Genomic DNA, 12,645 nt, shown 5'->3' with positions numbered 1-12,645 from the left:
TGATGAATTTTACGTCACAAGATGTGGAAAATATGATTACAGAGCAGCGTCAATTTTATTTTTCTCGTGCAACAAAAAGTGTAAAGTTTCGAAAAGAACATTTAAAAAAATTAAAAGCTTCCATTTTAAAATACGAAAAAGACATCTTGAATGCGCTGTATTTAGATCTTCGTAAAAGTGAATTTGAAGCATATGCAACTGAAATTGGCATTGTTTTAGATAGTATTTCATATATGGTAAAGCATGTAGAAGAATGGATGGAGCCAGAAGCAGTTAAAACACCGATACAATATCAAATGGGCAAAAGCTTCATTGTTCGTGAACCCTATGGTGTCACATTAATTATTGGACCGTTTAATTATCCATTTCAACTAGTTATGGAACCATTAATTGGTGCCATTGTTGGAGGGAACACAGCAATTGTCAAGCCGTCAGAAGCGTCTGTCCATACAGCAGCTATTGTGAAAAAAATAATTGAAGAAACGTTTCATTCCTCCTATGTACGTGTGGTAGAAGGTGAAAAAGAAGAAGTAACAGCTCTTATTCATGCGTCCTTTGATTACATTTTCTTTACAGGCAGTGTAGCTGTTGGAAAAGTGATAGCAAAGGCAGCAGCAGAACGTTTGACACCAATTGCTTTAGAGCTTGGTGGAAAAAGTCCAGCGATTGTCGATCAAACTGCAAACTTAGAAGTAGCAGCAAAGCGGATTGTATGGGGGAAATTTACAAATACTGGGCAAACATGTGTGGCCCCCGATTATTTACTTGTTCATAAAGATGTTTATGACCGTTTTATGAAAATCTTAAAAGAAACGATCCGATCGTTTTATGGCAAAAATCCTTTAAAAAGCCCTGATTACGGACGTATTGTGAATTTGAGACAATTCGATCGTTTACAACAAATTATCAAGGAAGAACGAGATGCCATTACATTTGGCGGCCGAATTGATCGTGATGATTTATATGTTGAGCCAACAATCATCGAGTATGTAAAATGGACAAGCCCATCTATGCAGGAAGAACTCTTTGGTCCTATTTTACCTGTTATGATGTATAATGAGTTACCACTGGCGATTCATCAAATTCGTCAATTACCAAAGCCTTTGGCGGCATATTTCTTCTCAGAACATGAAAAGGCCATACAATACTTTTTGGAGGAATTACCCTTCGGTGGTGGATGTATAAACGATACCATCACCCATGTTGGAAATTTACATTTACCATTTGGTGGTGTTGGACCATCTGGTGTGAAAGCGTACCATGGCAAAGCAAGCTTTGAAAACTTTACACATCCTAAATCCATTTTAAAGAAGTCCTCTAAGCTTGAGACAAATGTATTGTTCCCACCATATAAACAAAAAGTGAAAATTGTGCGGTCCATTATGAAATAGAAATTAGAAGGGAGATATCTTAGGATGTCTCCCTTGAAAAATAACCTCTTTGTCCTCAAAAAATCTTCCTAATTATGTCGAAAATCGTCGATTTGTGATTATAAATGAAAATTTCGAAGAAAACATAATTATTTCTTTAAATGAAAGCGTTTTCGTTGAAAAAACACATCTGAGGCATTTTATTTATCATGAAATAAGTAGTAAAATAAGTTCAATAGAACGTGGGGGTATTCATCTTGTCGTTTTTTGTCGAGTAATCAAAAATGATGATATGAGTGTAGAGATTGATTGGAGGACTATGAAATGTATGCAGAGGAATTGTTAAGCGCATTACCTTTGAAAAAAATAATTGGCGTGTTGCCAGATCAAGTTAGTGATATTGTAATTGACTCAAGAAGTGTGCAACCAAATAGCATGTTTGTTTGTATCAAAGGTTACACAGTGGATGGGCATGATTATGCGCAAAAGGCAGTGGATGGTGGCGCAACAATCGTTGTAACAGAACGTCAATTACCGTTAGGAGAGACAATTGCACAAGTGATTGTCAGAGATACAGATCGTGCGGTAGGCTTATTAGCCGCAAAGTTTTTTGATTATCCTTCTAAGGATATAACGATGATTGGAGTAACTGGAACGAATGGTAAAACATCCGTAACAGGAATTATTCAAAATATCATGCATGGTATGGGCGAAAAATCCGCTTTATCCGGCACAATCGGTTTTAATTTAAATGGTATTTTATATGAATCTGCCAATACAACGAGTGATGCTTTATCGACACAACAAATGATTTTCCGAGCAAAAATGGAAGGTTGTCGTTTAATGACGATGGAAGTTTCATCACATGGCTTAGCACTTGGACGTTTAGCAGGTGTTGATTATGATATCGCTATTTTCACAAATCTAACACATGATCATCTTGATTTCCATGGTACGATGGAGGAATATGGCCATGCAAAAGGCTTATTATTTTCCCAACTTGGACAAGATTTAGAAAAGAGCAAATTTGTTGTCTTAAATGCTGATGATGCTTGGTCAGAGCGCTATGCCGCAATGACACCATTTCCAGTGTGGACATATGGTTTAAAAAATGAAAAGGCCGATTTCCGTGCCATTAACTGTGAATATCACGACTATATGACTTTGTTTGATGTGGAAATGCCAGAAGGGATTTATCGTGTAAAAATGAATTTGCTTGGTGAATTTAATATTTACAATGTGTTGGCAGCTATGATTGCATTTTACGGTCGTGGGTATTCTATGGAGTCCATTATTGAGCAAATAGAGCAACTACCGCCAGTTAAAGGTCGTATGGAGAAAGTTTGTTCAGATTTACCTGTACAAATTTTTATTGATTATGCCCATACACCAGATGCAATTGAAAAAGCGATTGAAGCGGCACAGCCTTATAAAAAGGGTAAGCTGATTTTCTTAGTTGGAACAGGTGGCAATCGTGATAAATCGAAACGTCCTGCGATGGCTGAAAAAGCGTCTGCTGCAGAATATGTCATTTTGACGACAGATGATCCACGCTATGAGGACTATGATAGCATTACGGGCGATCTTGCCAAAGGGATGCTTCATGACCATTATGCTTGTATCGGGGATCGGGCAGAGGCAGTACGTCATGCCATTGAGGTTGCCGAACCAGGAGATATGATTATTTTTGCTGGTAAAGGTCATGAGGATTATCAAATTATTGAAGATACAAAATTTCCACATAGTGATGCAGAAATTGCAATAGAAGCTGGCCGATTAAAATTTGTTTAATGAAAGATTAAATGTTAGGAAACCCTTTTAGTTGAACTAAAGGGTTTTCTTTTTTGAGATTTCATGTAAAAAGGTTGTACGAAAGGCAAGTCTTCTTTTATTATTATTAAGTATGAAAAAAGGAGAATGACGAGATGAATTCAAATTTAGAAAAAGATATACTATCACGTCGTACTTTTGCCATTATCAGTCACCCTGATGCTGGGAAAACGACGATTACAGAAAAGCTTTTACTATTTGGTGGTGCCATTCGTGACGCAGGGACAGTAAAAGGGAAAAAAACAGGTAAGTATGCAACGTCTGACTGGATGGAAATTGAAAAGCAACGTGGGATTTCGGTTACTTCATCCGTAATGCAATTTGATTATAATGGTTCTCGTGTGAATATTTTGGATACCCCTGGTCACCAAGATTTCTCTGAGGACACATATCGTACATTAATGGCTGTGGATAGTGCTGTCATGGTAGTGGATGCTGCCAAAGGGATCGAGGCCCAAACATTAAAGCTATTTAAAGTTTGTAAAATGCGTGGTATCCCTATTTTTACATTTATCAACAAATTGGATCGTCAAGGGAAAGAGCCACTTGAGTTAATAGAAGAGCTTGAAGAAGTACTTGGCATAAACGCTTATCCTATGAACTGGCCAATCGGTATGGGGAAAGAGTTCCTTGGTATTTACGATCGTTATAATAAACGTATTGAGCAATTCCGCACAGATGAAGCTGAACGATTCTTACCAATTGACGACAATGGAGAGCTTGCTGTGGAGCATCCAATGAAAGTTACTTCTTATTATTCACAAGCAATGGATGATGTTTTACTGCTAGATGAAGCTGGAAATGCCTATTCTGAGGAAAAAATTCGTCGTGGAGAATTAACACCTGTATTTTTTGGTTCAGCATTAACAAACTTTGGTGTGCAAACGTTCCTTGAAACCTATTTACAATTTGCACCGACACCTCAGCCTAGAATTACCGAAGATGAGCAATTTATTGATCCTGTTGAACATGATGAGTTTTCAGGTTTCATTTTCAAAATTCAAGCCAATATGAATCCTGCCCACCGTGACCGCATTGCCTTTGTACGCATTGTTTCTGGTAAATTTGAGCGCGGAATGAATATGACATTAGCTCGTACAGGTAAGTCATTTAAAGTGACTCAATCTACACAATTCCTTGCAGATGATCGTGAGACCGTAGATGAAGCGGTTGCGGGAGATATTATTGGGTTATATGATACAGGAACTTACCAAATTGGGGACACTGTTGTAGGTGGCAAGAAAACATTCCAATTTGAAAAATTACCGCAGTTTACACCAGAGCTATTCGTACGTGTAACAGCGAAAAACGTAATGAAATCAAAGCAATTCCATAAAGGGATTTTACAATTGGTACAAGAGGGTGCTATTCAATATTATAAAACGCTGCATACAGAGGAAGTCATTCTTGGTGCAGTTGGTCAATTACAATTTGAAGTGTTTGAGCATCGTATGAAAAATGAATACAATGTGGAAGTAAGAATGGAGCCAATCGGTTCTAAAATTGCACGATGGATTGAAAACGAAGAGGATGTTAAAGAGTCCATGTCTTCTGGTCGATCTATGTTAGTGAAAGACCGCTTTGATAATCTTGTTTTTCTATTTGAAAATGAGTTTGCCATGCGCTGGTTTGCTGATAAAAACGAAAACATTAAACTTTATAGCCTTCTATAATTACCAAACACGAATCGACAATTTTGCGATTCGTGTTTTTTTGCAAGGAAAATTGACACTGTTTGTAGAATATAGACAGTATTAGGAAATATATTGCACGACGAACTAATTGAAGGGGGCTTAGCTCATTTATAAATCGGCTATCCTAGAAAGGAAGAGGTAGAAAAAGGAGTTTGTTTATATGAATATTAGTCATTTTTCCATTAAAAGACCCGTCTTTACAATTGTTACGATGCTTTTTGTCATCCTGTTAGGCGGTGTTTCCTTATTAAAAATACCGATTACGTTAATTCCAGAGTTAAATCCCCCCATAGGTGTTGTTGTCACTTCTTATCCTGGGGCAAGTCCAACAGAGGTGAATGAGAAGATAACGAAACCATTAGAGGCTACACTTGCCACCTTACCTGGCATAAAAAAACTACAGTCAACCTCACAAGAAGGCTCTAATTTAATTATGCTTGAGTTTAATTGGTCCACGAATATGGAAGATATCCAACTCGATATTTTACAGCGAATTGATATGACACCGCTGCCAAATGATGCGGGCAAGCCTAGTTTTTTAAAGTTTGATCCGTCTCAATTTCCCATTATTCAACTATCATTACGTGCAGAAAATAATGATGTAGATGTACGTTTATTAGCAGAGGACTTAGAAAAAGAACTGCGACGGACAGAGGGTGTTGCAAGTGTAAATGTTTCTGGCAAGTTGATCGAGGAAGTTCAAATAATATTAGACGAAGCAAAGCTAGTGGAAAAAGGCTTAACACAAGCAGACATTATACAAATTATCCAAGCGAATAATGTATCTCTCCCTGGTGAACCTGTTTCAACAGATGATGGTAAGCTGTTAACAACACGTATTGTAAGTACATTATCGTCACCTGAAAGTATTGCAAGTTTGATCGTTTCAGTGAACCCGTTAACAGGTGAAGCGCTAACTGTGAGCGATCTTGCAACCGTAGAGAGGACAGAGCAACAATCTATTACGACAACTCGTGCCAATGAGCATCCAGCAGTCCTTATGTCCGTTTTACAGGAATCTGGCGCGAATACAGCAGAAGTTTCCAAAGCGTTTCAGCAAACATTAGATGAACTACTAAAGAAAGAGCAATATAAGGGAATAACGGCAGACATTCTTGTCGATCAAGGTAATTATGTAGATTTAGCCATTAATAACATTGGCTCTTCTTTAATTTTAGGTGGATTATTCGCGATGTTCATCCTATTTGTTTTTTTACGTAGTGTAAAGAGTCCAATCATTATTGGTATTGCTATTCCTTATTCGGTTATTGTGACATTTGTGTTGATGTTTTTTGCGGATTTTACCCTTAACATCATGACACTAGGTGCTCTTGCACTGGGCATTGGTATGCTAGTGGATAATGCCATTGTTGTTATTGAAAATATCGAAAGACATTTAGGGCTAGAAAAGGATCCTATCACTGCAGCGCAGGAAGGAACTAAGGAGGTTGCACTTGCTATTACAGCTTCCACGTTAACTACTATAGCCGTATTCATTCCTGTTATGTTTATCGAAGGATTGATTGGACAAATATTTACAGAATTCGCCCTAACGATTTCGTTCAGCCTAATCGCTTCTCTAGTAGTTGCGCTTACTGTCGTTCCAATGCTAGCAAGTCGTCTTTTAAAAATGAAAAATACCAATTTTTATGAGCAGCGCAGTAGCTCTAAATTTTACAACCATTATAAATCCTCTATTGTATGGGTATTACGGCATCGACTGCTAATTCTAATTTTCACGGTGATGTGCTTTGGTTTATCCTTATTTGGGCTGACTAGAATTGGTACAGAATTTTTACCACCTACCGATGAAGGATTCACATCTATAAGTGTCAATCTTGAAAAAGGTGTCGCTGTATCGGAAACAGAAAAGGTAGTGAAGCATATTGAGGAGCGCTTGAAGCAGGAAAAAGATGTGGATGTTTATGTTAGCTTAATTGGGGGTACGCAACAATCGCAAGCGCGTGGACAAACGAGCGCCAATCAAGCTGAAATGTATGTCAAACTAGTACCATTAGCAGAAAGGCAACGTTCCATTTTTGAATTTGTGGAAGAGCTGGAGCAAGATATAAAGGGAGAGCTTGGAGAGCAAGTTGATATTACATTTAATGTATCAACAGCAACGGGTTCGTCACCACATACATTAACGTTCCGATTAACAGACTCAGATGAACAAAGGCTACAGCACACTGTTAAAAAAGTGCAGCAAGAGCTACAAGCGATTCAAGAAGTAACAAAGGTTTCAACGGATCTAGACCAGACTGTGCCAGAGATTCAAATTGAGGTTGATCGAGAAAAAGCAAAAGACTACGGTTTTATCCCAGCACAAATTGCTCAAACCGTGAACCAAATGACAAAAGGACAATTAACGTCTCAACTACTTACTGAGGACGGCGCTGTATTACCCGTTTATACGGGTTTTGGACAGGTATTTAATACGAGTATAGATGCGCTAAAAGCCATGCAGCTTCGTTCTCCAGCAGGATTGTTTGTGAAATTAGAGGATGTTGCTACTGTATCTATACAAGAGGGACCCGTGTCCATTCGTCGTTCTGATCAGGCAGCAGCAGTAGCCTTTTTTGTAGATTATGAAACAAAGGAATCATTGGGCGGCATTTCGGCAAAAGTAGATAAAGCATTGACCCAAGTTCATTTACCGCCTGCTACTCAAATTGTTTTTAGTGGGGATCGAGAGCTTTATGATAGTGCAATTGACGATATGCTATTAGCAGTTATGCTAGCAATCGTACTAGTTTATATTGTAATGGCTGCGCAATTTGAGTCATTTAAATATCCGTTTGTCATCATGTTTACAGTCCCATTAATGATCATCGGTGTGGCGATTGCTATGTTCGCAACACATACTTTAATCGGTGTGACGTCTGTCATCGGTATTTTAGTGCTTGTAGGGATTGTCGTGAACAATGGCATTGTGCTTGTCGATTATATTAACCAGCTAAAGGCGAAGGGCATGTCTGCTTATGAAGCTATTTTACTGGCTAGCCAAGATCGTCTTCGACCGATTTTAATGACGGCATTAACGACTATTTTAGGACTGTTTCCACTAGCGCTTGGTATTGGTGAAGGAACAGAGATGAACCAACCGATGGGGATTGCGGTTATTGGAGGCCTTGTCACCTCGACATTGCTAACATTGTATATTGTACCGATTATCTATAGTTTAGTGGATAAAGAAACAAGAAAGATGCGCTAGATTTCAAGGGGGAATAGGAGATGAACGTTCATTTTTTTACTGGATTTCCTGGTTTCATTTCAAGTCAACTCATTCGGACATTATTCCAAAAGAGACAGACACAACAAGTTATTGCGATTGTGTTGGCAGGTGAAACCATTAAGGCAGAGCAGGAAAAAAGCAAAATAATAGAAGCTTTCCCTGACTGTTCAATTCATATTGTAGAAGGCGATATTACGCTGCCAAATCTGGGTTTAGACGATCAAATAATCAGTGGAATTGTACCAAAAATAGAAGTGCTTTGGCATTTAGCCGCTATTTATGATTTAGCGGTACCACGTGATCTTGCATGGAAAGTGAATGTCCATGGTACAACAATGGTCAATGATTTTGTGCGCACCTTACCGAATTTAAAACGCTATATGTATTTTAGTACAGCCTATGTGGCAGGCACACGTGAAGGGATACTGCGTGAAAATGAACTCATTCGGCCTCCAGCATTTAAAAACTACTATGAGGAAACAAAATATGAGGCCGAGCTTCGAGTTGAAGATTTAAAATCAGAAATACCACTTACGATTATTAGACCTGGGATAGTGCGAGGGCATTCAATGACAGGTGAAACCATTAAATTTGATGGACCTTACTTCTTTTTAAATTTAGTAGAACGATTAAAGAGTTTACCCTTTATTCCATACATCGGCCGATCGACATCAACGATTAATGTCGTGCCCGTTGATTATATTTTAAATGCCTCAGTTTTTGTAGTGAATGAACAAGGTGCAGAAGGCAAGACACTTCATTTAACAGATCCCAATCCTCACCCTGTACAGGAAGTATACCGTACTATGGTGAAATTAATAACGAATGTCTATCCAAAGGGACGTTTCCCATTTATATTAGCAAAGCTATCGTTACAAGTTCCTTTTATTCGAAAAAAACTTGGAGTTGAACAAGAAACGCTAGATTACTTAACATGGAATGCCACATTTGACACAGCTGAAGCACAGCAAATTTTACAAAAAGGTGGTATTACATGCCCTGATTTTATACAGACTATGCCAAAAATGATTGCCTTTTATTTAGCACATAAGGAAGAGAAGAGCTATCAAATTCAGATTAAGTAAAAACAATATAGATATTTTTGTCAGTTGTAAATGATAGTGCTATAATGATGGAAAGAAGATACCTTCGACAATTTGTCAAAGGGGAGTAGCTAACAGGAATGATATGTCCTGGTTTCACATTCGTCAAGACATGGTTATGACCATCGGGTGTGATAGTGAATGGCTCTATACGTAATGACGTGTAGATTGATGTACCATAAAAGAAATAGGTACGAATTTACTTAGCGAGACCTTTGCCTGAATTAGGGCAGAGGCTTTTTTCTTTTGTACTTTAGATAAAATGGTCGTTTTAGGGATAGAGCTTAGAGGAGGCACTAGAATGGAAGCAATTATATTACAATACGGCTGGGTGTTAATTGTCCTTGTTGTATTAGAAGGATTACTTGCAGCTGATAATGCGGTAGTGATGGCTGTGATGGTCAAGCATTTACCACAGGAACAGCAAAAAAAGGCGTTATTTTATGGACTATTTGGAGCACTGATTTTCAGATTTTCCGCCTTATTTGTTATTACAGTATTGGTAAACTATTGGCAAATCCAAGCAGTCGGTGCGGCCTACCTATTGTTTATGTCTGCGAAAAATATATATGATTTGCGTAAACATAAAGATGATGAAGAGGAAACAGCTGAAAGAGCAGAGAAAAAGGGTTCTGGATTCTGGTTAACGGTTCTTAAGGTTGAAGCAGCAGATATTGCATTTGCTATTGATTCGATGTTGGCAGCCGTTGCGATCGCTGTAACTTTGCCTCACTTAGGAAATTTTGATATTGGTGGCATCAATGGAGGACAATTTATTGTCATGCTTCTTGGTGGATTTATCGGTGTCATTATGATGCGTTTTGCAGCACAATGGTTTGTTAAAGTATTGAACGATTATCCTTCACTTGAAACGGCAGCATTTCTTATCGTTGGTTGGGTCGGTGTGAAGCTCGTTGTCTTAACATTAGCTCATGAAAAAGTAGGGATATTACCTGTAGAGTTTCCCCATTCAACTGCCTGGGAATTAACATTCTGGATAGTCTTACTAGGCATTGCATTTGTGGGCTACCTAGTGGGAGTTCGTCATAAAAAAAATAATTAGTATCTAAATGGGAGGAATAGTTGTTACTATTTCTCTTTCTTTTTTTATGTATCTTTTCTATACTATTATCTATCTAGTTGGGCATCATATGTGGGAGGAGTTGTTAAAGTGCCTTGGAAAAAATCATCAAATAGACTTGTCACACCATTTCAGGTACTTGTTTCTTATTACTTTATAGCTATAGCGATTTCCTTCCTGTTATTACGACTTCCAGGCGTTCATCAAGAGGGCGTAAGAATTTCCTTTTTAGACAGCTTGTTTACAGCAGTAAGTGCAGTTAGTGTCACGGGCTTAACAACGATTACTATTTCGGAAACCTATACAACCTTTGGGCTTGTGATGATTCTTGTTATTTTACAGTTAGGGGCCATTGGTATTATGTCACTTGGTACCTTTGTGTGGCTGCTAGTAGGGAAAAAAATTGGGATGCGTGAGCGTCAATTAATTATGATTGACCATAACCAGTATAATTTGTCCGGTGTTGTGAAACTAATTCGTGAAATCATAAAGATTTTATTTGGCATTGAAGTTGCGGGTACGATTATTTTAACGCTACATTTCACCAATTATTTTGATACATTTGAAGAAGCCTTTTTACATGGGATATTTGCTTCCATCTCTGCTACAACAAATGGTGGTTTCGATATAACTGGAATGAGCTTACTGCCATTTCATGATGATTACTTTGTACAAATGGTTACAATGGTACTGATCGTGTTAGGTGCTATCGGCTTCCCAGTATTAATCGAATTAAAAACGTTCTTGCTCAATCGACGTGAGAATTTTCGTTTTAGTTTATTTACTAAAATTACTACATCCACATACGCTATTTTATTTGTTGTAGGTGCACTTGTCATTTTACTTCTTGAATCTTTCCATTCCTTCAAGGAAATGTCCTGGCACGAGGCGCTATTTTCGGCGATGTTCCATTCAGTATCAACAAGATCGGCTGGATTGACAACATACGATGTTACGACATTTAGTGAAGCAACAGATATATTTATGAGTTTCCTTATGTTCATCGGTTCTTCGCCAAGCTCAGTTGGTGGAGGGATTCGCACAACTACTTTTGCCTTAGCTATTTTATTCTTAATTACTTTTGCTAGGGGAAGAGAAGATATTCAAGTATTTGGGCGAGAAATTCATTTAATAGATGTCTTTCGCTCATTCGTCGTTATTTTATTAGCATTTTTTATGGTGTTAATTGCTACACTTATCTTACTCATCACAGAGCCACAAGCATCACTGATTCAGATCATTTTTGAAATCACTTCAGCGTTCGGTACTTGTGGTATGTCGTTAGGAATCACCGAGGACTTATCTGTCATTGGTAAAATCATTATCATTATTTTAATGTTTATCGGTCGAGTAGGGTTAATTTCCTTCCTTTACACACTTGGTGGTGGGGGTAGAGGGAAAAAATCAAGCTTCCATTATCCAAAGGAACGCGTAATCATTGGGTAATTATAACGAAACGATGGTATATAAGGGCTTTGTAAGGGACAATCATTAGATTGCCCTTTTTTGCCCCCGAAAGTTCAATTTTCTAGATAATCACTGAATTTTTTGAGGGGACTTCTTTCATGTTCAGTGGTTACATGTAAATAGCTATTTGCAGTTATCTCTCTATTTTTGTGAGCAAGAATGGTACTAACAATGTTACATCTACATCAGCTTCTTACTTCATAACTGAGAGTGTGTATGCATCTTGAAATACTCATGCTAACTAGGGAGCATAACACATTACTATTAATATGATTCTAAAAAAATAATTACCCTATTTTGACCAATCAATACACTAAATACATAGCTCTGGGGCCATTGCACCCTATACAGTCAGCAAAAAGATTATTTTATGAATAAAACGAATTTACTGGTAAATATTATAAGTATAGTAAATGACTTTCTTCTATTATATATAGATAAAAAGAAGTAATTTGTCGAAAACTGTCATTACAGGTGTATATACACTAGGGAAAACCTCTTGTTCGCGTCCCCTATCAAAAGTTAATTTTAAGGAATTAAAAAGTAATTGCCTTAATATAGGTAGTTCAAATACAATAAAAAACACATAAAAAGGCTACACGAATAAATGCGTAATAATGGGGAATGTTTTAGAAGAAAATGATACTTAATAAAGAACATTCCTGCGTATTTTTCATTAAAAAAGGTGAAAAATACGAAATTGTCATACAATTTTCAAAAAATTTAAAATTGTTTTTCCCGCATTTTTAAAATTTTTGTGGGTATTATTTACAAAATAGAACTAGCTTGTCTTTAAGGCATTTGCCCTAAACTTTTGGAGGGAGGCTATGAATACTTGACTAACTCATTTAGTTAGTCGAAGAAA

The 12,645-nt window shown here is 37.5% G+C and carries 7 protein-coding genes; all 7 read left to right on the top strand.

Going from position 1 to position 12,645, the window contains the following annotated elements:
* Positions 1-2: 2 nt before the first annotated feature.
* The 7 genes from CRI88_RS04270 to CRI88_RS04240 all read left to right on the top strand — a co-directional run bounded on the left by CRI88_RS04270 (position 3) and on the right by CRI88_RS04240 (position 11,759).
* Positions 3-1,391 (top strand): aldehyde dehydrogenase, encoded by a 1,389-nt coding sequence (locus CRI88_RS04270; protein WP_089931875.1) that lies wholly within the window; start codon positions 3-5, stop codon positions 1,389-1,391.
* A 303-nt stretch (positions 1,392-1,694) separates the two neighbouring features.
* Positions 1,695-3,161, top strand: coding sequence for a UDP-N-acetylmuramoyl-L-alanyl-D-glutamate--2,6-diaminopimelate ligase (locus CRI88_RS04265; RefSeq protein ID WP_036125930.1), 1,467 nt, complete (start codon positions 1,695-1,697; stop codon positions 3,159-3,161).
* Between the two features lie 134 nt (positions 3,162-3,295).
* Positions 3,296-4,873, top strand: a complete 1,578-nt coding sequence (locus CRI88_RS04260; protein ID WP_058845183.1) for a peptide chain release factor 3 — start codon at positions 3,296-3,298, stop codon at positions 4,871-4,873.
* A 181-nt stretch (positions 4,874-5,054) separates the two neighbouring features.
* Positions 5,055-8,108 (top strand): efflux RND transporter permease subunit, encoded by a 3,054-nt coding sequence (locus CRI88_RS04255; protein WP_089931880.1) that lies wholly within the window; start codon positions 5,055-5,057, stop codon positions 8,106-8,108.
* 20 nt (positions 8,109-8,128) lie between these two features.
* Positions 8,129-9,214, top strand: coding sequence for an SDR family oxidoreductase (locus CRI88_RS04250; RefSeq protein ID WP_089931883.1), 1,086 nt, complete (start codon positions 8,129-8,131; stop codon positions 9,212-9,214).
* Positions 9,215-9,533: 319 nt separating this feature from the next.
* Positions 9,534-10,295, top strand: a complete 762-nt coding sequence (locus CRI88_RS04245; RefSeq protein ID WP_036125867.1) for a TerC family protein — start codon at positions 9,534-9,536, stop codon at positions 10,293-10,295.
* Between the two features lie 108 nt (positions 10,296-10,403).
* Positions 10,404-11,759 carry a TrkH family potassium uptake protein gene (locus CRI88_RS04240; protein WP_089931885.1) on the top strand — a complete coding sequence of 452 codons (1,356 nt, stop codon included), beginning with the start codon at positions 10,404-10,406 and terminating at the stop codon, positions 11,757-11,759.
* Positions 11,760-12,645 lie beyond the last annotated feature (886 nt).

The sequence above is a fragment of the Lysinibacillus fusiformis genome (assembly GCF_002845985.1).
In the GTDB taxonomy this organism is placed as follows: Bacteria; Bacillota; Bacilli; order Bacillales_A; family Planococcaceae; genus Lysinibacillus; species Lysinibacillus fusiformis_D.
This window is presented reverse-complemented; position numbering and strand designations above follow the sequence as displayed.